The following is a 24,245-nucleotide window of genomic DNA, read 5'->3' on the forward strand; positions in this document are numbered from 1 at the left end:
GGGCGCCCGCCAGGACGCGGGCGCGTCGCGGCGGGCGGCTGCGGTCGGGACTTGCGGGCATGGGATCTCCCTAGAACGGCGGATGGCGCGACGGCGGAGACGGACACGGCCGTGCCCGACGACGGGTGCTGCGGGGAGCCCTGGCGGCTCGGCCTCAGCCCTTCACGCCCGACGAGGCGATCGAGTTCACGAACGACCGTTGGAACGCGATGAAGAGGATCAGGATCGGCACCGTGATGATGCTCGCGTAGGCCATGATCTGACCCCACGACACGTTGAGCTGCTTGAAGTAGTCGATGCCGACCATCACGGGGCGCACGGCCTCGCTCTGCGTCACCATGAGCGGCCACAGGTACTGGTTCCATGCGGGCAGGAACATGAGGATCGCGACCGTCGCGACGGCGGGACCCGCGAGCGGCATGACGATGCTGCGGTAGATGCGGAACCAGCCGGCGCCGTCCACGGTCGCCGCCTCGTCCAGCTCCTTCGGAATGGAGTCGAAGTACTGGTAGAAGAGGAAGATCGAGAAGGCGTTCGCGATGAACGGCACGATCTGCACCTGATAGGTGTCCAGCCAGCCCTGGTAGAAGCCGAGGCTGTCCACGTTGGGCAGCAGGTTCACCTCCCACAGCAGCGGCAGCGCCATCACCTCGAACGGCACGATGAGCGTCGCGAGGATGATGCCGAGAGCGAGCTTCTGCCCCCGGAATCGCAGCCGCGCGAGGGCGAACGCCGCCATCGAGTTCACGATGATCCCGAGGCCGACCGTGAGGACCGAGATGAGGATCGAGTTGAACAGGAACGTCGCGAACGGCACGCGCTCGAAGACGCCCGTGTAGTTGTCCAGGCTCAGCGCCCCGACGGGGAGGAACGCCTGGATGCCCCCGAGGTCCGCGAAGATCTGCGTGTCGGGCTTGAAGCTCGAGATCACCATGAACAGCAGCGGAAGCCCGAACACGAGGGCGGCGACGATCCTCACCGCCATGCCGACGACGCGGCGGAGGACGGGCGGGCGCGTCCTGCCCGCCTCGTGCTCGAGCGGGGCGGGGGCCGTCCGGTCGGCGACGTGGGCGATCACCTCGGTCATCACCGCACCTCCTTGTCACGGGTCAGGTAGCGCTGGATCAGGGTGACGATGAGGACCAGGACGAAGAACACCAGGGAGATCGCCGAGGCGTAGCCCGTCTGCTGCTGCCGGAAGCCGGTCTGCACCGCCTGGTAGACGAGGGTCGTCGTCGCGTTGAGCGGACCGCCCTGCGTCATGAGGTTGACCTGCGTGAAGAGGCCGAAGGCGGCGATGGTGATCGTGATGAGGATGAAGGTCCTCGTCTGCCGCAGGCCCGGCCACGTCACGTTGGCGAACTGCTGCCACTTGGACGCTCCGTCGAGGTCGGCCGCCTCGTACAGGTCCGCCGGGATCGTCTGCAGTCCGGCGAGCCACACCACCATGTGCAGGCCCATGGCCTGCCATGCGGACATCAGGATGATGGCCAGCAGGGCTGTCGCCGGGTTCCCCAGCCAGTCCGGCCCCTGGATCCCGAACCTCGCCAGGATCGAGTTGATGAGGCCGTTCGGCTGGTACATGAACAGCCAGAGCATCGACACCACCACGATCGACGTCACGAGCGGCAGGAAGTAGATCGTCCGGAAGAAGTTCGTCCCGCGCATCTTCGTGTTCACGAGCAGCGCCAGCCCGAGGGCGAGCCCCGACTGGAACGGGACGATCACGATCGTGAAGATGATCGTGTTCCGCAGTGACGCCCAGAACGTGCCGTTCTCGAAGAGACGGACGAAGTTGTCGACGCCGATGAACTGAGCCGGCCGGGGCGAGATCAGCTTGGCGTCCGTGAACGCGAGCACGAAGGTGAGCCCGATCGGCACGATGAGGAAGGTGATGATGAGGACCGCCGCCGGCAGCATCATCAGCCACGCGATGGTGCGCTGATTCCTGCTCCCGGCCGGTCCTCGCCTCCTCGGCGGCGACGGTTCGAGGCGCGCGGCGACGACCGCCGGCGTCACGGCGCTGGTGCCTGCTGGAGTGGTCACGGGACGCCCTTTCTCTGCTGAACCGGAGGCGACAGGGGTCCGGGCCGGGACCCGGACCCCCGCGCCGCGCGGGATCACTCGAAGTAGTTGTTCGACTCCTGGTTGGCATCGATGTCGGCGACCGCCTGGTCCAGCGTCTGCTGGGGGTCGGCGCCGTTCAGGATGTCCTGTGCGGCCGTCTGGAAGGTCGTCGCGATGAACGGGTAGCCCGGTGTCGGAGGCCGGACGAGAGCGAACTCCTCCGAGTAGGTCCGGAAGATGTTGTTCTCGCCGTCCGGACCGTAGCCCTCCACCTCGGCCGCAGCCGACTCGGTGGTCGGGATGTTCTGCGTGTCGCCGGCGACCTTCGCGACCCACTCGTCCGCCGCCGCGAACTTCAGATAGGCGAGAGCGCCTTCCTGGTCCTCGCAGGTGGCCGACATCCCCCACTGCCAGGAGCCGCCGCCGATCTTCGGTCCGTTCCCCGCATCGATCGAGGGCAGGAAGACCACGTCGTCGAAGGCGTCGCGCGTCGCCGTCGCCGTCCACGTGCCGTTGTAGAGGATGGCCGACTTGCCGTTGATGAAGTCGGCCGCGGGGTCGGCTCCGGACTTCAGCGGGATGTAGCCGTTCGTGACGAGGCTGCGGAACCACGTGGCCCACTCGATCGCCTCGGGACCGTTCAGGACACCGTCGGCCGACCGGTAGTCGTCACGGTTGATCAGGTCGCCGCCGAAGCTCTGCAGAAGGGGCGAGTAGGCGTACGGCCACCACTCCCCGGTGAAGCTCGTCGCGAAGTCCGCCGGGTACTCGAACTGGCCGGTGGCCTTCAGCGTCTCCAGCGCGGCGTTGAACTCGTCGACGGTCCAGGGCTGCTCGACGGTCGGGATGCGGATCCCGTTGTCGTTCAGATACGACTCCCGCGAGACCATCGTGAGCGCCACGTCGTAGTAGCCGTACGAGTAGATCTGGTCCTCGTAGGTGCCCACCGTCGACGGGAGGTAGTCGGCCACGAGATCCTCGATCCCTTCGAGCGGTGCGAGGTAGCCCGCCCACGCCCAGTTCGGGACGTTGGGACCGTCGATGTCGAGGATGCAGGGCAGGCTCTTGGACGAGGCGGCCGCGACCACCGACTGGTTGTAGGAGTCCTGCGGAAAGGCCTGCACCTTGACCGTGTACTCCTCCTGGCTCTCGTTGAACGCGTCGACGATCGCCTCGATCGCTGCCAGCTCGGCTTCGTTGCCGGCGTTGTGGGTCCACATGGCGATCTCGCCCTCGGCGGTGCCCCCGCCGCCTCCTCCACGCCCGGAGGCGCACGAGGCGAGGGCGATCGGGATCGTGAGAATGGCGACGAATGTGCAGGCGCGCTTTCTTGCTGTGGTTGACACGGGGAATTCCTCGGAATAGTCGGGCGCACTGAAAAGCGCGCGGTGGCATGCGCAGGGAGGCGAGCGGAAAACGGCGCGGCGGAAAAAGGCTGAGCCGAGGCGTCGGATCGGCCCGGATTTACAGGGGAGGCGGGCCGAACGGTGCGGACAGGACCGGCTTCTCTGCGTCGGTTCCTGCCAAACAATTCGAGACTTGTCTTTCTCGAAACGAGGAACTTATCACCGGGCCGTCCGCGCCACAAGACGGAGATTCCGGCCATTCATTCGTTGCCGGGAAGCACATTTCCGACCCGTCGAGATGCCACCTGGTGCTCCTATCGGCGGCGGATGGGAGCACCAGGTGTCACTTCGACGGGATCAGGCGGGCGGGGCCGCCGTCGTCGAGCGGATCACGAGGTCGAAGCCGAGGGGCTCGTTGCCCTCGCCGTCCTCGCTCGGGGCCGCATCCCTGCCGAGCTCGGAGAGCAGGAGCTCGACCGCCCTCGCGCCCTGGTTCCCGGGGTACTGCGCAACGGTCGTCAGCCCGAAGAACGGCGCGAGCTCGTGGTCGTCGATGCCCACGACGGACAGGTCCTCGGGGACGCGCAGGCCGATCTCGCGCGCGGCGAGGATCGCCCCGATCGCCATCTCGTCGGACGCCGCGAAGATCGCCGTGGGGCGCCGCTCGGGATCCGCGAGGAAGCGCGCGGCCACCGCGTGGCCGCCGGCGATGGTGAAGTCGGCGGGCTCCACGAGGCCCGGATCCGGCTCGATCCCCGCGTTCCGCAGCGCGAGCTCGTACCCCACGCGCCGGTTGAGCGGCAGGTGGAAGTCGTATCCGCCGCCGCCGCCGGCGATGTGCGCGATGCGGCGGTGCCCGAGCGCGGTCAGGTGATCGGTCGCGATCCTGGAGATCTCGATGTCGTCGATGCTGAGCGTCCGCAGGCCGGGGATCGGCCCGCCGACGCACACGATCGGCTTGCCGATCTCGTGCAGCCTCCGGACCTCCTCGGTCGTCACCTCGAGGCTGATCGCGATGAGGCCGTCCACCCGCTGGCGGAACAGGAACTGCTCGAAGACGCTGCGGCGCGTGTCGACGCCGCCGCCGAGGTTGTAGAGCGTCAGGTCGTACCCCGCCGCGAGCAGGGCGTTCTGCGCGGCCTCGAGCACCTGGGCGTAGAACCACCGGTTGAGGAAGGGGACGATGACGCCGACCGCCCGCGTGCGGCCGGACGCCAGACCGGAGGCGTTCGACGACACCACGTAGCCGAGCTCCCGCGCCGCCTCGAGCACCTGCTGCCGGGTCGCCTCGGACACCGGCCCTCGACCGCTGAGGGCTCGGGAGACGGTCGCGGGCGAGACGCCCACGGCCCGCGCGACGTCGTCGATGCCGATCACGCAGACCTCACCGCTTCAGCGTAGCGGCGGCGGCAGGGCGTCCCGCGCCCGCCGTCGCCCGCTCGGCGACGGCGCATGGTAGCGCCGTCGCGCCGGGAGGCAACCCCCTTCGAGCGGAGTTGCAAGCGCTTCCAGTTCGGACCACGGTGTTCGGCATGAACCGTCCCTCGTCCTTCCCCACCCGCTGCGAGTGCCGCCACCTGTGCAGCAACCCGAGCTGCCAGCACGGGCCGGAGTGCGACTCCTGCATCGAGTGACGCCGGCATCTCCGGTCTCGTCGCACTGATCCCAGTGGGACTCCTGGACGCCGTCCTTCGTGCTCAGGCGTGGAGGACGGTTCGCGGATTGACGCCGTAGGCCTCCCGGTGGTGCCGCGCGAAGCGGCCGGCGTCGGCGAAGCCCCAGCGGAGCGCGACCGCTCGGACGGTGTCGCCGCGGGACGGGTCCCCGCGCTCGAGGTCCGCGTGCGCCGCGCTGAGGCGCACGGACCGGAGGTACTGCGCCGGTGTGACCGCCGAGAACACGGCGAACGCGCGGAGGATCTCCGTTCCGGAGACCCCGACGAACTGGGCGGCGTCCTCGACCGTGATGGGCAGGGACGCGTAGTCCTCGAAGAAGCGGCGGGCGCGACGGTGCACCACGGCGAGGCCCGCCACCGAGAAGGCCCGGGTGTCCCGGTCGCCTCGGAGCTGGAATCCCTCGAGCACGGCCACGGCGAGGCTGCGGTACAGGGACGCGCGGACGAGGGGGCTCTCGAACGCGTCGCCCGCCATCATCTCGCGCGCGCGCTCCACGACGCCCCGGAAGTAGCGGGCAAGGCGCTCCGACGCCGGGAGCGGGGACTCGAAGCGGACCCTGCCCGCGGACCCGCCGTACAGGAGGGCCGCCGTCCGCGCGACGGCCGCCCGGTCGAGGCTGAGCATGACGGCGTCGAGAGGACCCCACTCCGCCGCCATCGCGTCCCCTGCCTGGAGCAGCACGGCATCGGACGCGGTGCCGCGTGTGCCCCGGACCTCCCAGTCCAGCCGCCCCGACACCGCGAAGCCGGCGGTGAGGTAGTCACCGAGGACGCTCGTCCCCGTCATGCCGCCCGTGAAGACGGTCCGGCCGATCGACACGCGGTCGGTCCCGTGGAACTCCTCCTCGAACCGGAAGGGCGTCCCGGGCGTCGCCGGGCGCATGCGCGCCTTGAGGTAGGAGCCCAGGAGCGCCTCCTCGGCCACCTCCGGATCCGCCGTGCGGAACTCGTGGTGGAGCACCTTCGCGGTCATCGCATCGCCTCTCGGACAGAAGGTACGCGCCGGATCCCGCCGGCGTAACGCCTGAGGCGGAACTGTGCCGGAATCGGCTTCCGGTCCCCACCGACTCCCCTGCCGGGAGGCGTAGCCTGCCGAGCATGGCTTCCCCTGTCCCCCTGCTCTCCCTCACGAGCGGCGCACTGATCCCCCAGATCGGCTTCGGAGTCTTCCGGGTGCCGCCCGAGGAGACGCAGCGCGTCGTGGAGGACGCGCTCGAGGTCGGCTACCGCCACATCGACACGGCGACCGGCTACGAGAACGAGGCGGAGGTGGGCGCCGCGATCCGCGCCTCGGGGCTCGCGCGCGAGGACGTGTTCGTGACCACGAAGCTGCGCAACGACCACCACAAGGAGCAGGACGTCGACGGCGCCTTCCAGCGCAGCCTGGACGCCCTCGGCCTCGGCTACATCGACCTGTACCTGATCCATTGGCCGATGCCGGCGAACGACCGCTACGTGAACACCTGGCGACGCTTCGAGCACTTCGCCGCCGACGGGCGGGCACGGAGCATCGGCGTGAGCAACTTCCTGATCCCGCACCTGGAGCGCGTTCTCGCGGAGAGCGACACGGTGCCCGCCGTGAACCAGGTGGAGCTGCACCCCGTCTTCGCTCAGCCCGAGCTGCGGGCGTTCCACGAGCGGCACGGGATCCGCACCGAGGCGTGGGGGCCCCTCGGGCAGAACAAGTACGACCTCTTCGGCCTCGCGCCGATCCGGGACGCCGCGGCGGCGCACGGCGTCACACCCGCGCAGGTCGTGCTGCGCTGGCACCTGCAGCTCGGCAGCATCGTCATCCCGAAGTCGAGCTCGAAGCAGCGGATGGCCGAGAACATCGCCATCACCGATTTCGAGCTGTCCGCCGGGGAGATGGCGGCGATCGGCGCCCTCGACGAGGGGCGCCGCGTCGGCGGGAACCCGGAGGAGGTCAATTGATCCGCCCTCCGAGCGCTGAGCGGAGCCCGCCATGGTGTGGAGACTGAGGCGGCGGGCGCGCAGCGGGGCCGACGGAGCGGGCCCCGCCGCGGCCGAGCCGTCATCCGAGACGCACACCGACGAGGGGCTCCTGATCGCCGCCACCGCGATCCGCCTCGGAGCGAAGAACCGCCTCATCGTGCACGCCCTGCGCGACGGCGAGCCCTTCGACCGTGAGTGGTTCACGGAGACGCTGCGCGAGGACGTCGAGGCGCTGGCGGAGGAGCGGGAGTCCGACGCGCAGAGGCTCGCGGCGGCCCGCGCCTCCGCCCGACGCCGGCTCGGCCGTCCCCGGCACTTTCACGACTACCGCCACGCGGATGTGCGCAGGCTCGCGCTGCGCGAGCAGGCGGATCTCGAGCTCGCGCAGCGGCTCCGGGCGCTGCTCGGCGAGGAGGAGTTCGTCGGCGAGACCCTGACGGCAGCCCAGGAGTCGGCGCTCGACGAGATCCTCAGCGCCGAGCAGGCGCGCCGAGCGGAGCTCGCCGGCTTCGTCGCGGACGACCGGTACATCGCGGAGCGGGAGGAGCGCCTGGCCGCGCTGCGGAGCGACCTCGAGGCCCTGCAGCGAGCCAGGAGCTGGTGAGCCTCGCCTGCGCCGTCAACCGAAGAGGAGCGCAGCCTCCTCGTAGCGGCTGCTCGGCACGGTGTTGAGCGCCGACGTCGCGTCCGAGATCGGGACGGTGACGATCTCGCGGCCGCGCAGGGCGACCATGCTGCCCCAGTCCTTGCGCTCGATCGCCGCCATGGCGTGCATGCCGAGGCGCGTCGCGAGCACGCGGTCGTAGGCGCTCGGGACGCCGCCGCGCTGCATATGGCCGAGCGTCACCTCGCGTGACTCGATGCCCGTCCGCTCCTCGATCATCGGAGCGAGGATCTCGCCGATGCCGCCGAGCCGGGGCCGGTGGAAGGCGTCGAGGCCCTTGTGCGAGTGCGGCTGCTCCATGCCGGTCAGGCGGAAGCCCTCGGAGACGACGATGACGGGCGCCCGTCCGCGGTCCACCACGCTCGTGGCCCAGCCGCAGATCGTCTCGATCGACTCCGGCTGCTCCGGGATGAGGATCGCGTGCGCTCCGCCCGCCATGCCGGCGTGCAGGGCGATCCAGCCCACGTGGCGGCCCATCACCTCGACGACGATGCACCGCCGGTGGGACTCGGCGGTGGTGCGCACCCGGTCGATGGCCTCGGTCGCGATCTCGACAGCCGTGTCGAAGCCGAACGCGTAGTCGGTGGCCGCGAGGTCGTTGTCGATGGTCTTGGGCACGCCGACGATCGGGATGCCCGCGTCGGAGAGCCGGAGCGCTGCCGTCAGGGTGCCCTCGCCGCCGATCGCGATGATGCCGTCCAGGCCGTGCGACTCGAGCACCTTGCGGATGTTGTCCGGCCCGCCGTGCTCGCCCTCGAAGGGATTGGTGCGCGAGGAGCCGAGGATCGTCCCGCCCTGGCGCGCCAGTCCCCGGACCGAGTGCCGGTCGAGGTGCATCCAGTCGTTCTCGACGAGTCCCTTCCAGCCCCAGCGGAACCCGACGAACTCGTGGGCGTCGTACGAGCGGTCGCCGACGAGCACCGCCCCGCGGATGACCGCGTTCAGTCCCGGACAGTCTCCGCCCGAAGTCAGGATCCCGACCTTCACGCTGCTCGCCTCCCTCGCCGCCGACGGCGGTCCTATGAGTCCATTCTGGCGAGCGGAGCACGTGCCTCCGTCACACTGCGCTGGAGAACGGCCGAACGGAGCGCCTCCCGGGCGAAGGCGGGATCCCCGGAGAGGGCCCCCTCGGCGTACGCTCCGGTCGCCATCGCCCGAAACAGGAGCGGAAGGGCGGGCGTCGTCACGGTCGCCCGCGACCCCGCTTCCTCGCCGCCCTCCTGCTCGACCCGCACCCGCCGGCCGGAGGCGCCCATCTCGACCACCACCGAGCTGCTTCCGCTTCGGATCAGGAGGATCCCCTCCTCGCGGCGCGGTTCGTCATCCTGGAGCAGGGCCTTGAGCGCCAGGAGGATCCACCGATCCTCCGACCGGTCGCCGGCAGGACCGGTCAGCATGTAGGGCGTCCCCCAACGGATCAGCTCGAGGAGGACGGCCTCCAGTCCTCGCCCGCGCTCGGTCAGCCGGTACACGCCGCCTGCGTCCTGCACGACGAGACGGTCCTCGCGCATCCTGCGCAGCCGCTCGGCCAGCAGGTTGGACGCCATGCCGGGAAGGGTGCGCTGCAGCTCGCTGAACCGCTGCGGGGCGAGCAGCAGCTCCCGCACGAGCAGGAGCGTCCAGCGGTCGCCCACGAGATCCAGGGACCGGGCGACGCCGCAGTACTGCGCATAGCTCTTGCGGTCGGTCACGCGGCGAGTATAGCGTCGGGGCACTTTAGAATCTAAAGCGGAAGGGTGGGCGATGCACTCCCGAACAGTGGAAACGCCTCACGGCCGGGTTGCGATGACCGTCCGGGGCTCCGGGCCCGCGGTGGTCCTCGTGCACGGCATCCCGGGGAGCGCCCGGACCTGGGACCGGGTCGCCGAGCAGCTCGAGGACCGGTTCACCGTGTTCACGCCCGACCTCCTCGGCGTCGGAGGCAGCGACAGGCCCCGCGACCTCCGATCGCTGCTGGCGCCGGCGCAGGCAGCCGCGCTCGCCTCGGCACTCGGGAGCCAGGGGGTCGAGGACGCCACGGTCGTCGGGCACGACTTCGGCGGCCCTGTCGCGCTCACGCTCGCCGGTGCCGCACCCGGCACGGTGGCGCGGATCGCCCTGCTCGCGACGAACGCGTTCCCGAACACGCCCATCCCGATGCCGATCCGGGCGGTCACCTGGCCGGTGGCGGGGACGGCGCTCAGCCGACTGCTGTTCTCCCGGCCGTCGCTGCGGATGCTCCTCGGTCAGGGCACCGGCATCGGAGCCGCCCGCCTCACCGCGGCGTCCTACCTCGGCGACCGCGGTCAGGTGCGCTCGATCCGGCTCGTGTTCGCGGCCTGCCTGCAGAGGATGGAGGAGGTGTTCACGCCGGTGGAGCGAGCGCTCCGCGATTGGGAAGGCCCCGCCGCGGTGATCTGGGGCGAACGCGACCCGTTCTTCCCGGTGGAGCAGGGCGAGCGGACGGCGGTGCTCGCCGGGACGCGGCTCATCGTCCTGCCGGGAGCCGGGCACTTCCTGCCGGAGGAGCGGCCCCGCGAGGTGGCGGAGGCGATCGCACGGCTGGTGGCGAGCAGCCCCGGCGTGCGGTCGGGGCGCGCCTCCTGACTCCTCCGGCCTCTGCACCGTGGCGCCGGAGCAGGGCACCAGGACTCATGTGATAGCCCTTGATGCATGGCTGGAACCCGCTCGCGCACCGTGCTGGTGGTCGGGCAGGCCGCCCGTGACCTCGCGCTCCGCATCGAGGAGCTGCCGGAGTCCGGCGGCAGCACCGATGTCCGCGAGCGCCTCGAGATGCTCGGCGGGAAGGGCGCCAACCAGGCGGTCGGACTGCGGCAGCTCGGCTCCCGCGTCGCGCTGCTCGCGGTCTTCGGTGAGGACGCCGTGGGCGAGCGCATGCGGGACGAGGCGATCGCGAGCGGCATCGACGTCTCCCCCGCCGTCCGCCGGGGCGCCACTGCGCTGCTCGTCGACGTCGTCGAGGCCGCCGGTCACCGGCGGCTGCTGGAGGACGTGCCACGCTCCTCGCTGCTGACCGCCGCGGACGTCCGCGGCGCCTCCGCGGCGTTCGGGCAGGCCGACACCGTGTGCCTCCAGCTGCAGCAGCCCGCCGAAGCCCTGCTCGCGGCCGCGGACCTGGCCCGGGAGAACGGCGCGCGGGTCGTGCTCGACGGGGGCATCGACGGCGACGCCCGCGACCGGCTCCTCGAGCTGGCGGACGTGGTGCGCGCCGACGCTCCCGAAGCCGCCGCCCTGGCCGGGATGGAGGTCCAGGACCAGGACGACGCCCGATCCGCGGCACAGCACCTCCTCGCCGCGGGTCCGTCGGTCGTCGCCCTCGCCGTGCCGGGGCAGGGCGATCTCGTCGCGTGGGCGGGCGGCGGGCGCTTCTTCCCCTACGGCGAGGAGAGCGTCGTCGACCCGACCGGCGCGGGCGACGCGTTCCTCGCCGGACTCGTCACCGGCCTCCGAGAGGGGCTCGAGCCCGAGGCCGCCGGGCGCCGCGCCTCCGCCGCCGCGAGCGCCACGGTCGCCCGCCTCGGCGGCCGCCCCGACCTCGCGTTCCTCGCGGCGGAGCCCTCGTGATCGGCAGTCCCGGCTTCACGGTCGAGCCGTGGGGACTCACCGCCTCCGGCCCCGATCCGTCGGTCCTCGCCCAGACCGAGTCGCTGTTCGCGCTGTCCAACGGGCACATCGGGTGGCGCGGGAACCTCGAGGAGGGCGAGCCGCGCGGGATGCCCGGCTGCTACCTCAACGGCTTCTTCGAGGAGTACCCGCTCTCCCACGCGGAGCCGGGCTACGGCTATCCCGAGACGGGGGAGCTCCTCCTCAACACCGTGAACGGCAAGCTGCTGCGGCTCCTCGTGGACGACGAGCCGCTCGACGTGGACGAGGGCACCGCCCAGCGGCACGAGCGGCGCCTCGACTTCCGGGACGGCACGCTCCGCCGGGAGCTCGAGTGGACCTCGCCCTCCGGCCGCACGGTCCGGGTGCGATCGGCGCGGCTCGTGTCCCTCGTCGAGCGCTCGCTCGCCGCCATCGAGTACGAGGTCGAGGCCGTCGACGCCTGCCGGGTCGTCGTCCAGTCCGAGCTCCTCGCGAACGAGCCGCTGCCGTTCGAGCATCCCGACCCGACCGTCGCCGCCCGGCTGGCGCGACCGCTCGTCCCGGTCGCCCACGCCGCCGACGGCACGCGCGCCGAGCTCGTCCACCGCACCGCGGCGAGCGGTCTCATGATGGCGGCCGGGATGGATCACCACATCTCCGCCCCGGCGGGGGCCGTCGTCGAGGCCGAGGGACTGCCGGACCTCGCGCGCACGACGATCGCGGTTCAGCTCGCCGCGGGCGAGCGCCTCCGCATCGTCAAGTTCGTCGCCTACTGCTGGTCGCCCTCGCGAGGGGAGGCAGCGTTGAGGGACGAGGTCGACGGAGTCCTGTCCGTGGCTCGGCGCAGCGGCTGGGAGACGCTGCTCGAGCGACAGCGGGCGTTCCTCGACGGGTTCTGGCGCACCGCCGACGTCGAGGTGGAGGGCGACGCGGAGCTGCAGCAGGCGGTCCGCTTCGCCCTGTTCCACGTGCTGCAGGCCGGCGTCCGCGCCGAGGGACACGCCATCCCGGGCAAGGGGTTCACCGGCCCGGGCTACGACGGCCACGCCTTCTGGGAGACCGAGACCTTCGTGCTGCCGGTCCTCCTCGCCACCTGCCCCGAGGCCGCCCGCGATGCCCTGCGATGGAGGCACTCCACGCTGGATGAGGCCCGGCGACAGGCGTGCCTGCTGCGCCAGCGAGGCGCGGCCTTCCCCTGGCGCACGGTGAGCGGCCGGGAGTCCTCCGGCTACTGGCCGGCCAGCACGGCGGCGTTCCACATCAACGGCGACATCGCGGATGCCGTCCTCCGCTACGTGCGGGCGACGGGCGACCGCGAGTTCGAGGAGCGGTTCGGCGTCGAGCTGCTGGTCGAGACCGCCCGGCTGTGGATGGCCCTCGGCTACACCGGCGAGGACGGCGGCTTCCACATCGACGGGGTGACGGGGCCGGACGAGTACTCCGCGGTCGTCGACGACAACCTGTACACGAACCTGGTGGCTTGGCAGAACCTGCGCGGCGCGGCCGAGGCGGCCACGAAGCACCCATCACGGGCTGAGGCGCTCGGAGTCGGCGACGCCGAGCTCGCCGAGTGGCGCCGGGCCGCGGACGCGATGGCGGTGCCCTACGACGCGGTGCGGGAGGTCCACGCCCAGTCCCGCGACTTCACGCGGCGGGAGCGCTGGGACTTCGAGGCGACCTCGCCGGACGACTACCCGCTGATGGAGCACTTCCCCTACTTCGAGCTCTACCGGAAGCAGGTGGTGAAGCAGGCGGACCTCGTCCTCGCGATGGCGCAGTTCCCGGACGCCTTCAGCGGGGAGGAGAAGCTCCGCAACCTCGCGTACTACGAGGCCATCACGGCCCGGGACTCGTCCCTGTCGGCCGCGACCTCCGCCGTGCTCGCCGCCGAGGTCGGCGACCTGCGGCTCGCGTCCGAGTACGCGGCGGAGACCGCGCTCATCGACCTCGACGACATCCACGACAGCGTCCAGGACGGGCTCCACCTCGCGGCCCTCGCGGGAGTCTGGACGGCGATCGTCGCCGGGTACGCGGGGATGCGTCACGAGCCCGACGGGCTCCGCTTCGCTCCGCGGCTTCCCGACGGGCTGACCCGGCTCTCGTTCGGCCTCCGCCTTCCGGGCGGAGCGCTCCGGGTTGACGTGCGCCCGGACACGACGACGTACGCCTGGAACGGCGACTCGCCCCTCGTGCTGCGGCACTTCCGGGACACCGCGGAGGTGCGCCCCGGCGAGCCGGTCACCCTGCCGACCCCGCCGCTGCGGGCGCCCGGGATCCCGATCAGGCAGCCGCCCGGCCGCGCTCCGCGCACCCTCATCTCCCGCAACGGCGACTGACGGAGGCGGCACCTGCCGCGCTCAGCTGCAGGACGCGATCACCGCTGCTCCATCGGCTCCCCGGTGGGACCGGCGGGCTCCTCGACGCCGACGCCGGTGACCGGGTCGCCCATCCAGGTCCGGCACGTCCAGCCGCCCGCGGTCCGCTCGAGCACGGCGACGCCCGTGTTGTCCAGCCAGTGGTGCCGGGCCTCCTCGAGTCCGAGGTTGTCCGCCCGCAGGGACGCCCAGCAGCGGATGGCCGCGCCGTGGCTCACGACCGCGACCGTCCCGTGCCCGTCGTCCCCGGCACGGAGCAGCGCCTCGTCGATCACCGACTCGAACCGCTCGACGAACTCGTGCCCGTCCTCGGCGCCGGGCATCCGGACGTCGAGGTCACCGCGCGCCCACGACAGCACCACCTCGACGTACTCCCGCACCGCAGCGTGGCTCCCCTTCCGCTCGAGCGTGCCCGCGGCGATCTCGCGGATGCCGTCCCGCTCGGCCGGCTCGAGCGCGAGCGCCCGCGCGAGCGGCGCGGCCGTCTGCTGTGCGCGCAGCGCGGTCGACACCCAGATCGACCCGATGTCCTCGCCGTCGAGAGCGGCGGGCAGGAGGGCCGCCTGCTCCCGGCCGAGGCCGGTCAGGGCGGGCCCGGGAACCACCGTGTCGAGGATGCCGTCCACGTTCGACTGGATCTGGCCGTGGCGGATGAGCAGGAGACGCATCCTCCCACCCTGCCCCATCCGCCAGAGGGTTCCCCGGGCGCCGGCCGGCGAGCGCGGAGAGCGATCGCAGGAAGGCGGTGCGGCCGCCGTCGTCGAGCGCGTCGAACAGGTGCTGCACATCGAGCGCCGGGAGCAGGGCCAGTCGCCACCTGCCGCGTCCTGCACTGCACGGTCGACGCCGTCGTCCTCGCCGCACTGCTCGGCGGGATGCTGCAGCGGTGACCACCGGTCACCGTCCCGGGACCCGATTCCAGCCGACGAGCACCCGCCGGCCGTGCTCGAAGCCCAGGACGCTGATCGCCGCGGTGTCGAGGGCGAGGAGCCGCCCGTCGCGGACCTCGAGCGCGAGCCACACCGCGGCGAGCGCCCGGAGGAAGTGGCCGTGCGAGAACAGGAGCGCCTTCTCCCGGCGCTCGAGGACGGGCTCCGTGCGCTCCAGCACGGCAAGGGCGCGACGCCGGATGTCGCCGGCCGTCTCGCCCGGGGTGTCCCCCGGCGGGACCCCGTCCGTCCAGATCGTCCACGCGCCGCCGCGGCGCTCCCGGATCTCCCTGCTCGTGATCCCCTCGTAGGCGCCGTAGTCCCACTCGGCCAGGTTCTCGTCCTGCACCGCGTCACCGAAGCCCGCGAGCCGGGCGGTCTCCCGAGCACGGGTCAGTGGGCTGGTCAGGACGAGGCCGAACCGGATCCCGGCGAGCGCCTGACCCACCAGCTCGGCCTTGTACTCGCCCGCCTGCGACAGCGGGATGTCGGTCCGGCCGGTGTGCCGGCCGGTGCGGCTCCACTCGGTCTCGCCGTGCCGCACCAGGACGATCTTGGGGTCGTCCGGCCCGTGTCCGGTGTCGGGCGCGATCGCCGTGCCGTCCTCCTTCATCGCGCCTCCAAGGCACTCGTCGGGCTCGTCGGGGACCCCGGCTCCGCCTCGGATGTCAGGCGACGTGCCGGGCGCCGGGGGCGAGATCGAGCGCCCGCTCGCGGACGAGCCCGAGCGCGTAGTGGATGGCGCCGGTTCCGACCGCTTCCGGTCCGAGCCGGGAGGCGACCAGCTCGGGCGCGGTCGGATCGTCGCTGTCCGCCAGGGTGGCCCGGGCGCGACGGATCACGGCAGGCAGCGCGTCTGCGATCGCGCCGCCGACGATGACCAGATCGACATCCAGCAGGTCCCCGACCACGAGGCAGATCACGGCGAGCCGGTCGCCGAGGCGGTCGAGGATCGCGATGGCGGCGGCATCGCCCGCGTCCGCCGCCTCCTCGACGTCGCTCTCCCGTAGCGTGTCCGGATCGAGACGGCCCAGCAGGCTCCCCTCGGGCAGCGTGCCCGATCGGATCGCCTCGATCGCCCAGGCCCTGCACAGCAGCGCGAGCCCGTCCGGCGATCCGACGCCCTCGACCCGGTCCAGGAAGCGCATCTCGCCCGCGCCGCCCCGCCGGCCGCGGATGAGCCGGCCGTCGATCATGAGCCCGGATCCGATGCCCTCGCCGACCACCATCGCCACGTACGAGTGCACCCCCCGACCGCGCCCCTCCTCGACCGCGCCCTCCGCGATGGCGAGGAGATTGGCGTCGTTCTCGATCTGGACGATCGGCGCGAGCCCGGCCAGGGTCGAGCCGAAGCCGGGGTTCACGAGCTCCCAGAACCAGTGGTGCCCGGGCGAGCGGCCGGCGTCGTCCACCGGAGCCGGCACGCCGACCGTGATCGCGAGCACCTGCCGCGGGTCGACACCCGACGACGCGATCGCCTGCTCGATGGTCCGCCTCGCGAAGGCCCTCCGGGCCTCGGCGTCGGCGAGGCGGTCGATGCTCTCCGGAGTCCGCGCGGGGATGCCGACCGTCGAGCGGGCGAGCGGGGTGCCGCGAAGATCGGCGACGGTCGCGGTCATGTGGTCGTAGCCCGCGTCGAGCCCCACCACGACTGCGGCGCGGTCGCTCAGCGCGTAGCGGCGGGCCGGGCGCCCCTTCCGATAGTCGCCGACGGCACGGGCATCGTCGACCTCGTCGAGCCATCCCTGCCGGACGAGGTGGTCGCACACGCCGATGACGGTCGACCGGGTGAGCCCGGTCCACGCCATCGCGTCGGACGCGGTGAACGCGTCGACGTCCCAGGCGTGGTCCAGGACGCGGCGGGCGTTGAGCGCGCGGAGGACTTGAGGGGACGACCCGGTGAGCACGCGATCCACTCTTGACCTTTCCTGTGGTTCAGGAGCACTATTACCACGCCGAATAGATCTAGAGCCTAGATTTATCCGTTCCCGGCGTCCAGCGCCGCTTCCCAGGGAGACGATGACGTGCCCGGCAAGAAGAGAACGCGCTCCTCAGCGCGCGCAGTCCTCGGCGTCGGGGTCCTCGGCGCAGCACTCGCACTGACCGGATGCGCCGGTGCGGCCGGCGCCGGCAGCGGCCCCGCCGAGATCACGTTCCACATGAGCAAGCCCGAGGCGATCCCGTACTTCCGGGACCTGGTCGAGCGGTTCAACGACGAGCAGACCGAGGTCGAGGTGACGCTCGACACCGCCTCGAACCTGTCCGCCGGGTTCCTCCGCGGCAATCCGCCCGACGTCGGCCTGCTCAACTACAACATGGAGATGGCGCGCTTCATGGAGCGCGGCGCCCTCTCCGACCTCGGCGACATGCCGGAGGCGGAGCGCATCCGCCCCGACGTGCAGGAGCTCGTCAACCAGTACGCGACCTACCCGGGCCGCACGAGCGTGCTGCCGTACTCGGTGGCGGCGGCCTCCGTCATCTACAACATCCAGATGTTCGAGGACAACGGGCTCGAGGTGCCGACGACCTACGAGGAGCTCATCGAGGTCTGCGAGACCCTGCTCGACGCCGGCATCACGCCGTTCTACAGCACCTACCGCGATGCGTGGACGGTCGCTCAGGGCCCGTTCGACTACACCGTGGGCGGGAGGATCGACGTCGCGGACTTCTACGAGCAGATGAACGAGCTCGGCACGGAGGTCGGGCCCGACTCCCCGGTCTCCTTCGAGAAGACGTTCGCGGAGCCCGTGGCCCAGATGAAGGAGCTGCTCACCTACACGAACGACGACGCCGAGAGCCGCGGCTACGGCGACGGCAACGTGGCCTTCGCGAACGGCGAGGCGGCGATGTACATGCAGGGACCGTGGGCGCTCGGCGAGATCGCGAAGACGAATCCCGAGCTCGAGCTCGGCACCTTCCCGCTCCCCGTCACGGACGACCCCGAGGACCTCAAGGTCCGGGTGAACCTCGACCTGGCCCTCTGGATTCCAGAGGTCGGCACGAATCACGAGGCCGCCCGGACGTTCGTGTCGTACCTCATGCAGCAGGACGTGATGGACGACTACAACGCCAGCTACCTCGCCTTCGGCACCACCGAGGAGGCCGCGCCCGTCACCGATCCCCGCATCATCGGCATGCAGGAGTACTACGACGAGGGCAAGTTCTACCAGGGCCCCTCCCGCGCCATCCCGCTGACCATCCCGGTCGACAACTACATCCAGTCGATGGCCACCGGGGACGACCCCGAGGCCGAGCTCCGACGGCTCGACGCCGACTGGGCCCGCCTCGCCCTGCGCGGCTGACCTCCGCGACCACCACGCCACGAGGAGAAACGAATGACGACTCCCATCGCTCCCGCGTCAGCCGCCGCCGGGCGCCTCGTCGACGCCGCCGAGCACGGCCAGAGCGACCACCTGGCGGGCGGTCGGCACGACAAGAAGGGGCGGTCGCGCGTCGACCCGGTCTACTACGCCTTCCTGCTGCCGACCCTGATCCTGTTCACGCTCGCGATCACGGTTCCGGCGGTCCTCGGGATCTTCTACAGCTTCACGAACTTCATCGGCTTCGGCGACTGGCAGTTCACCGGGCTCACGAACTACATCGCGGTGTTCCAGGACCCGGCGGTCCTCTCCGGCTACCTCTTCACGTTCGGCTTCGCGATCGTCACGGTGGTCCTCGTGAACGTCATCGCGTTCATGCTCGCCGTGGCGCTCACCTCCCGCATCCGGCTGAAGGTGCCGCTGCGGGCGATCTTCGTGATCCCGATGGTGATCTCGGGCATCGTCATCGCCTACGTCTTCCAGTTCCTGTTCTCGAACTCGCTGCCGGCCCTCGGCAACGGGCTCGGCATCCCGCTGCTGCAGGAGTCGATCCTCGCGAACCCCGACCTCGCCTGGATCGCCATCGTCATCACGGCGACCTGGCAGTCGGTGCCCGGCACGCTCCTCATCTACATCGCCGGACTGCTGTCGATCCCCGGCGAGGTCTACGAGGCCGCGGACATCGACGGCGCGACCGCGCGCGAGAAGCTGTTCCGGGTCACGCTCCCCCTCGTCGCCGGGTACGTCGTCATCAACGTGATCCTCGGCTTCAAGAACTACCTCAACGTGTACGACATCATCGTCGGCCTCACGAACGGCGGCCCGGGAACGGCGACCCGGAGCATCGCGATGACGATCTTCACGGGCTTCACCGGCGGCGACTACGCCTACCAGATGGCGAACGCGACGATCTTCTTCATCATCGCCGTCGCGATCTCGATCCTCCAGCTGCGGCTGACCCGCAACCGCGCGGCCAGCGCATGACCCCGACTGCATCCTCCGACCGCGGCGACGCCGCACGCTTCAGAAAGGCGATGACCTCATGACTCAGGCAGCCGCGAGGCCGGTCACCGGCACCCCACCGCGGGCGCGCGAGGAGGCGGTCGCGACCACGCGCCGCCGGCGCGGGAAGGTCGGCCAGGAGACCACCAACTGGTCGACCATGGTGATCCTGTTCCTCTGCTCGCTCACCATCCTGGTCCCGCTGTACGTCACGATCACGATGTCGCTCAAGACGACGGCGCAATCCGTCGACGGCAACGCGTTCTCGCTCCCCTCGCCCATCTCGTTCGACGGCTTCGTGCAGGCGTGGACCCTCACCGACTTCCCGCTCCACTTCGCGATCTCGGTCTTCGTGACCGCGACCACGGTGATCGGCACGGTCGTCCTCGCGGCGCTCGCGTCCTACGCGATCGTGCGCAACTGGGAGCACAAGTTCTTCCGCTGGTCGTTCTTCTACCTGCTCGCGGCCATGTTCCTGCCGTTCCCGGTGGTCGCACTGCCGCAGATCCAGCTGACGGGCCTGCTCGGCCTGGCGAACCCGGTCGGCGTCGCGATCCTGCACATCATGTTCCAACTGTCGTTCAGCATCCTGCTGTTCACCGCGTTCCTGCGGTCGATCCCGCTGGAGCTCGAGGAGAGCGCCCGCATGGACGGGGCGACGACCTGGCAGACCTTCCGGCAGCTGATCTTCCCGCTGCTCGCGCCGATGAGCGCGACGGTCGCCATCTTCGCGTTCCTCTACGCCTGGAACGACTTCATGATGCCGTCGCTGATCATCGCCGACCAGGCGCAGCAGACGGTGCCGGTCGTGCAGAGCATCTTCCAGACGCAGTTCAGCAGCAACTACAACGTGGCGTTCGCGTCGTACCTCATGGCGATGGCCCCGGCGATCATCGTCTACCTGTTCACCCAGCGCTGGGTCATGGAGGGCGTCACCCAGGGCGCGGTGAAGGGTTGAGCGGCCGGCACGCGGCTCCCGGACCCGCCGACAGGACGGCGTCGGAGCTCACGAGCGACAAGACCGTCCCCGCGGTGTCCCTCGCGGAGGACCCGGAGTGGTGGCGCCATGCGGTGGTCTACCAGATCTACCCGCGCAGCTTCGCGGACGCGAACGGCGACGGGATCGGCGACATCCCCGGGATCCTCTCCCGGGTCGGCTACCTGCGCGACCTCGGGGTGGACGCCGTCTGGCTGAGTCCCTTCTACCCCTCGGCGCTCGCCGACGGCGGCTACGACGTCGACGACTACCGGGACGTGGACCCCCGGCTCGGCACCCTCGACGACTTCGACGCCATGGTGGCCGCCCTGCACGAGCTCGGCATCCGGGTCATCGTCGACATCGTCCCCAACCACACCTCGAACCGGCACGAGTGGTTCAGGGAGGCCCTCGCCTCGCCTCCCGGATCGGCCGCGCGGGACCGCTACATCTTCCGGGACGGGCTGGGGCCCGACGGCTCCCAGCCCCCGGCGGACTGGATCAGCCTCTTCGGCGGCCCGGCGTGGGAGCCGGTCGGCGACGGCCAGTGGTACTTCCACCTGTTCGCCCGGGAGCAGCCCGACCTCAACTGGGACAACCGGGAGGTCCGCGACGACTTCCTCACCACGCTCCGGTTCTGGTCGGATCGCGGGGTCGACGGCTTCCGGATCGACGTCGCTCACGCCCTCGCCAAGCACCTGGGCGAGGAGCTCCCCGACCAGGCGACGCTCGACGAGCTCCCCCGGGAGGGCGGTCATCCGCTGTGGGACCGGAACGAGGTGCACGACATCTACGCCGAGTGGCGCCAGGTGTTCAACGAGTACTCTCCCCCGCGAACGGCGGTGGCGGAGGCGTGGGTGGAGCCCCACCGCCGTCCCCGCTACGCGAGCCCGGAGGGACTGGGACAGGCGTTCAACTTCGACCTCCTCGAGGCCGACTTCGACGGCGACGCCTTCCGCAGGGTCGTGGACTTCAACCTCGACCTCGCCGCCCAGTCCGGCTCCTCGAGCACCTGGGTCCTGTCCAACCACGACGTCGTCCGGCACGCCACCCGCTACGGGCTGGCCCTGCCCGACGATCCCGACGAGCGACGGGGCGCCGCCTGGCTGCTCGCCGGCGGGCCCGAGGACGAGCTCGACCGGGAGCGCGGGCTGCGGCGCGCTCTCGCCGCGACCCTGTTCCTGCTCGGCCTTCCCGGCTCCGCCTACCTGTACCAGGGCGAGGAGCTGGGCCTGCACGAGGTCGCCGACATCCCGGCGGATCAGCGGCAGGACCCCACCTTCTTCCGGAACCCCGGCGTCGACGTCGGGCGTGACGGGTGCCGCGTGCCGATCCCCTGGGAACGGGAAGGGCCGTCCTTCGGGTTCGGCGCCGGCGCTCCTCATCTCCCGCAACCGGCCTGGTTCGAGGACCACGCGGTGTCCGCGCAGGACGGGGACCCTGATTCCCCGCTCGCCCTCTACCGCGCCGCGCTCCGGCTCCGCCGGGAGCTGCGGACCGCGGAGGAGCTCGAATGGGTCGAGTCGAGCGGGCAGCTGGTGCACTTCCGGCGCCCGAACGGGTGGGAGGTCGCGACCAACTTCGGTTCGGAGCCGGTCGCTCTGCCGGAGGGCGAGGTGCTCCTCGCCAGCAGCCCGGTCCAGGGCTTCCTCCTGCCGGCCGAGACGACCGTCTGGCTCCGCCGGTCCCGGTGATCGTCCCGGAGGCGGATCACCCGCCTCCGGGGAACCGGTGCAGCTTCAGCCTCCAGTCGGCGGGCACCCGTCCCTCGGGGCCCGGCGACCGCTGGTGGATCGGCCGATGCTGCGGCGGCGCCAGCTCGAGACCGTCGACGTACCGTCCCGCGGAGTAGTCCCAGAACCAGCTCTCCCCCGGCTCGAAGCTGCGGGCGATCGCATGACCCGTGGACTCGAAGTGGGCGCGCGCGTGCTGCTCCGGTGAGGAGTCGCAGCAGCCGACATGGCCGCACGCGGCGCATCGTCGCAGGTGCAGCCACCACCCGCCGCCCTGGTCGCATTCGACGCAGCCGGCGCCGCTCGGCGCCGCTGCCGGGTTGATCCCCGCCGTGCTCGACATCGGCCACTCCCTCGTCGACGGTCCCATCACAGCAGGCTCCGGTGCGATCGCCAAGGTCCCGGCCCGGATCCGTCCGAATCCAGGAGCGCCGTCCCGGACCCGTGCAGGAGGCGACCCCCGAAGGACGGGAGCCGTCGGGAGCGGCCGGCGACTCGGACCCCGTGATCGGGGACGGGGTCCGAGCCGAGTCCGGGTCAGCGGGCGTGACGCGCCGCTCTCGCCTCGTCCTGCCGACGACGCTCCGCGCCCGAGGCGATGGGTGCGCGGAGGTGTCCCTGCTGGTAGCCGAACGCCCCGACCAGGCCGACGGCGTGCGGCCGGAGACCGGCGAGGAGCTGGTCCAGGGTCTCCGTGACGGACCGGGCACGCTGGGCGCTCAGCAGTCCGCGCATCAGGTACCAGGCGAGGTCCTTCTCGAGGAGGTCGAGCGCGAAGACGTCGCGCACCTGCTCGAGGAGACGGCGGGTCGGAACGTCCTCGATCCGCTCGACGCCGCGGGTGAACGCCTGCCACTGCCGCAGCCGCGCGTAGGCCCGGGCCGTCTCGATGAGCTCGTGCTGGTTGCGGGCGAACAGCTCCGCCGACTCCTCGGGAGCGAGCCGGGAGACGTTGCGCAGCCGGCCCCCGAGGTCGGCCACCGCGAGCTCGACGCGGCTCGTGAGCAGCGCCTCCTGCACGTCCGCGTCCCGAAGCGAGTGCGAGGCTCCGGCTCGGAGGTCCGCCACGCGCTGGGCGAAGGCGGTGAGCCCCGCTGCGGCGACGACCGTGCCGCCCACCTGCCGCGCCATGATGCCCGCCATGCGGGCCGCGGACAGGCCCTTGAACCGCTTCCCGAAGTCTCCGAGCAGGCGCTTGCCGACGAGCTGCAGCAGGACGGTGTTGTCGCCCTCGAAGGTCGCGTAGATGTCGAGGTCGGACTTCAGCTGCCCGAAGCGGTTCTCGGCGAGGAAGCCGGCGCCGCCGCAGGCCTCCCGGCACTCCTGGAACGTGTCGAGCGCGTGCCAGGTGGCCTCCGCCTTCACCGCGGCGGCGAACGTCTCGAGGTCCTGTCTCGCCTCGTCGGTGTCGTGCTCGCCGCTGAAGACCGAGTGGAAGTCCGCGAGCAGCTCGTCCTGGGTGAAGGCGGCGGCGTAGGTCGTGGCGACCCGCGGCAGGAGCCGGCGCTGGTGCCGCGGATAGTCGAGCAGCACGGTCTCCTCGCCGCCGGCGCCCGCGAACTGGCGCCGCTCGTCCGCGTACCGCACCGCGATCTGCAGGGCGACCTTGGCGCTCGCGATGGCGGCGCCCGCGAGCGAGACGCGGCCCTGGACGAGCGTGCCGAGCATCGTGAAGAAGCGGCGGCCGGGGCTCGCGATCGGCGAGGAGTAGGTGCCGTCCGGCGCCACGTCGCCGTAGCGGTTGAGGAGGTTCGTGCGCGGGACGCGGACCGCGGTGAAGTGCAGCCGCCCGTTGTCGACGCCGTTCAGGCCCGCCTTGGCGCCGTCGTCCTCACCGCCGATGCCCGGCAGGAAGCGGCCCTCGTCGTCGCGGATCGGCACGTAGAAGGCGTGCACGCCGTGCCGCTCGCCGAGGGTCTCGAGCTGCGCGAACACGACCGCCGCCCGTCCGTCGATCGCCGCGTTGCCGATGTAGTCCTTCCACGCGGCGCGGAAGGGGGTGTGGATCACGAACTCCTGGGTCTCCGGGTCGTAGGTCGCTGTCGTCGCGATGGAGGCGACGTCCGAGCCGTGCCCGGTCTCGGTCATCGCGAACGCCCCGAGCGTGCGGAGCTCGATGGCGTCGGCCAGGAACCGCTCGTGCTGCGTCGCGGTGCCGAGGTGGAGGATCGCCGCGGCGAACAGGCCCCACTGGACGCCCGCCTTGATCTGCAGCGACGGGTCGGCGGTGACGACCTCCTCGAACGCGGCGAGGTTGCCGCCGGCGTCGTTGCTGCCGCCGTACTCGGGCGGGTAGGGCAGACGCGGCGCACCGGAGGCGAGGAGCGCCTGCAGCTGGGACGTCACCCGGGCCCGCCGCTCGGCGAGGGTCAGGTCGTCGCGGTAGTGCAGCTCGGGGTCGAGCATCCGTCGCCGCGCGTCGAGCCGGAGGTCCTTCCAACGCCCGAGCAGGGCGTCCTCGAGGACGGCGAAGTCCGGCTGTCCCTCCTCCGTCTCCAGTGCAGGGGCAGTCCGCCGCGGCTCCTGCACCGTCGCGCTCCGCGACGGCCGCCGCAGCGGCTTGCGCTGCTCCGTCTCGGCCACCATCGGCTCCGCTGTGGACTGCTCGGTGCTCACTGCC

General features: G+C 71.4%; 21 protein-coding genes. 9 read left to right on the forward strand and 12 right to left on the reverse strand.

Annotated features, from left to right (window positions below):
- Positions 1 to 154: 154 nt before the first annotated feature.
- From J3P30_RS01840 to J3P30_RS01860, 5 genes are all read right to left on the reverse strand, one after another.
- Entirely contained in the window at positions 155 to 1,087 is a 933-nt protein-coding gene (locus J3P30_RS01840; RefSeq protein WP_210479252.1) for a carbohydrate ABC transporter permease, read from the reverse strand.
- Positions 1,087 to 2,046, reverse strand: coding sequence for a sugar ABC transporter permease (locus tag J3P30_RS01845; RefSeq protein ID WP_307807358.1), 960 nt, complete (start codon positions 2,044 to 2,046; stop codon positions 1,087 to 1,089). Before J3P30_RS01845 ends, J3P30_RS01840 begins: the two co-directional genes overlap by 1 nt.
- Positions 2,047 to 2,120: 74 nt before the next feature.
- On the reverse strand, positions 2,121 to 3,413 hold the full coding sequence (locus tag J3P30_RS01850) for a sugar ABC transporter substrate-binding protein (protein ID WP_307807359.1): 1,293 nt from the start codon (positions 3,411 to 3,413) through the stop codon (positions 2,121 to 2,123).
- 357 nt (positions 3,414 to 3,770) lie between these two features.
- The gene (locus tag J3P30_RS01855; protein ID WP_210479253.1) at positions 3,771 to 4,790 is read right to left on the reverse strand and encodes a LacI family DNA-binding transcriptional regulator; all 1,020 of its coding nucleotides are present in this window, start codon (positions 4,788 to 4,790) and stop codon (positions 3,771 to 3,773) included.
- Positions 4,791 to 5,110: 320 nt separating this feature from the next.
- Entirely contained in the window at positions 5,111 to 6,061 is a 951-nt protein-coding gene (locus J3P30_RS01860; protein WP_210479254.1) for a helix-turn-helix transcriptional regulator, read from the reverse strand.
- A 125-nt stretch (positions 6,062 to 6,186) separates the two neighbouring features.
- On the opposite strand from J3P30_RS01860, the gene J3P30_RS01865 reads away from it, so the two are divergent.
- Together J3P30_RS01865 and J3P30_RS01870 are read left to right on the forward strand one after the other, a co-directional pair.
- Positions 6,187 to 7,020: an aldo/keto reductase gene (locus J3P30_RS01865; RefSeq protein WP_210479255.1), complete on the forward strand. Its 834-nt coding sequence runs from the start codon at positions 6,187 to 6,189 to the stop codon at positions 7,018 to 7,020.
- A 31-nt stretch (positions 7,021 to 7,051) separates the two neighbouring features.
- Positions 7,052 to 7,645, forward strand: a complete 594-nt coding sequence (locus J3P30_RS01870) for a hypothetical protein (protein ID WP_210479256.1) — start codon at positions 7,052 to 7,054, stop codon at positions 7,643 to 7,645.
- Positions 7,646 to 7,660: 15 nt separating this feature from the next.
- Here the strand turns inward: J3P30_RS01870 and J3P30_RS01875 are convergent, their stop codons facing one another.
- Positions 7,661 to 8,692 (reverse strand): 6-phosphofructokinase, encoded by a 1,032-nt coding sequence (locus J3P30_RS01875; RefSeq protein ID WP_210479257.1) that lies wholly within the window; start codon positions 8,690 to 8,692, stop codon positions 7,661 to 7,663.
- A 32-nt stretch (positions 8,693 to 8,724) separates the two neighbouring features.
- Complete coding sequence (locus tag J3P30_RS01880) at positions 8,725 to 9,396, reverse strand: helix-turn-helix domain-containing protein (protein ID WP_210479258.1); 672 nt, start codon at positions 9,394 to 9,396, stop codon at positions 8,725 to 8,727.
- A gap of 94 nt (positions 9,397 to 9,490) precedes the next feature.
- Between J3P30_RS01880 and J3P30_RS01885 the strand changes: the two genes are divergently transcribed.
- The 3 genes from J3P30_RS01885 (at position 9,491) to J3P30_RS01895 (ending at position 13,626) form a co-directional block, all read left to right on the forward strand.
- Entirely contained in the window at positions 9,491 to 10,291 is an 801-nt protein-coding gene (locus J3P30_RS01885; RefSeq protein ID WP_210479259.1) for an alpha/beta fold hydrolase, read from the forward strand.
- Between the two features lie 66 nt (positions 10,292 to 10,357).
- On the forward strand, positions 10,358 to 11,269 hold the full coding sequence (locus J3P30_RS01890; protein ID WP_210479260.1) for a PfkB family carbohydrate kinase: 912 nt from the start codon (positions 10,358 to 10,360) through the stop codon (positions 11,267 to 11,269).
- Positions 11,266 to 13,626 carry a glycoside hydrolase family 65 protein gene (locus tag J3P30_RS01895; protein ID WP_210479261.1) on the forward strand — a complete coding sequence of 787 codons (2,361 nt, stop codon included), beginning with the start codon at positions 11,266 to 11,268 and terminating at the stop codon, positions 13,624 to 13,626. Before J3P30_RS01890 ends, J3P30_RS01895 begins: the two co-directional genes overlap by 4 nt.
- 38 nt (positions 13,627 to 13,664) lie before the next feature.
- On the opposite strand, the gene J3P30_RS01900 is transcribed toward J3P30_RS01895, so the two are convergent.
- The 3 genes from J3P30_RS01900 to J3P30_RS01910 all read right to left on the reverse strand — a co-directional run bounded on the left by J3P30_RS01900 (position 13,665) and on the right by J3P30_RS01910 (position 16,501).
- On the reverse strand, positions 13,665 to 14,333 hold the full coding sequence (locus tag J3P30_RS01900) for a histidine phosphatase family protein (protein WP_210479262.1): 669 nt from the start codon (positions 14,331 to 14,333) through the stop codon (positions 13,665 to 13,667).
- A 229-nt stretch (positions 14,334 to 14,562) separates the two neighbouring features.
- Positions 14,563 to 15,207, reverse strand: coding sequence for a histidine phosphatase family protein (locus J3P30_RS01905; protein WP_210479263.1), 645 nt, complete (start codon positions 15,205 to 15,207; stop codon positions 14,563 to 14,565).
- Between the two features lie 55 nt (positions 15,208 to 15,262).
- The gene (locus tag J3P30_RS01910) at positions 15,263 to 16,501 is read right to left on the reverse strand and encodes an ROK family protein (protein WP_210479264.1); all 1,239 of its coding nucleotides are present in this window, start codon (positions 16,499 to 16,501) and stop codon (positions 15,263 to 15,265) included.
- A gap of 117 nt (positions 16,502 to 16,618) precedes the next feature.
- Between J3P30_RS01910 and J3P30_RS01915 the strand changes: the two genes are divergently transcribed.
- From J3P30_RS01915 to J3P30_RS01930, 4 genes are all read left to right on the forward strand, one after another.
- A complete protein-coding gene (locus J3P30_RS01915) occupies positions 16,619 to 17,896 on the forward strand; it encodes an extracellular solute-binding protein (RefSeq protein ID WP_307807360.1) in 1,278 nt (425 codons plus the stop codon).
- Between the two features lie 33 nt (positions 17,897 to 17,929).
- Complete coding sequence (locus J3P30_RS01920) at positions 17,930 to 18,898, forward strand: carbohydrate ABC transporter permease (RefSeq protein WP_210479265.1); 969 nt, start codon at positions 17,930 to 17,932, stop codon at positions 18,896 to 18,898.
- Positions 18,899 to 18,956: 58 nt separating this feature from the next.
- The gene (locus tag J3P30_RS01925) at positions 18,957 to 19,874 is read left to right on the forward strand and encodes a carbohydrate ABC transporter permease (protein ID WP_210479266.1); all 918 of its coding nucleotides are present in this window, start codon (positions 18,957 to 18,959) and stop codon (positions 19,872 to 19,874) included.
- A 74-nt stretch (positions 19,875 to 19,948) separates the two neighbouring features.
- A complete protein-coding gene (locus J3P30_RS01930; protein WP_210481823.1) occupies positions 19,949 to 21,586 on the forward strand; it encodes a glycoside hydrolase family 13 protein in 1,638 nt (545 codons plus the stop codon).
- A 16-nt stretch (positions 21,587 to 21,602) separates the two neighbouring features.
- On the opposite strand, the gene J3P30_RS01935 is transcribed toward J3P30_RS01930, so the two are convergent.
- Positions 21,603 to 21,968 carry a UBP-type zinc finger domain-containing protein gene (locus tag J3P30_RS01935; RefSeq protein WP_210479267.1) on the reverse strand — a complete coding sequence of 122 codons (366 nt, stop codon included), beginning with the start codon at positions 21,966 to 21,968 and terminating at the stop codon, positions 21,603 to 21,605.
- 194 nt (positions 21,969 to 22,162) lie between these two features.
- Positions 22,163 to 24,211, reverse strand: a complete 2,049-nt coding sequence (locus J3P30_RS01940; RefSeq protein WP_210481824.1) for an acyl-CoA dehydrogenase — start codon at positions 24,209 to 24,211, stop codon at positions 22,163 to 22,165.
- Positions 24,212 to 24,245: the final 34 nt, after the last annotated feature.

Origin of the sequence: Naasia sp. SYSU D00948 (genome assembly GCF_017916515.1) — a bacterium.
Classification (GTDB): Bacteria; Actinomycetota; Actinomycetes; order Actinomycetales; family Microbacteriaceae; genus Naasia.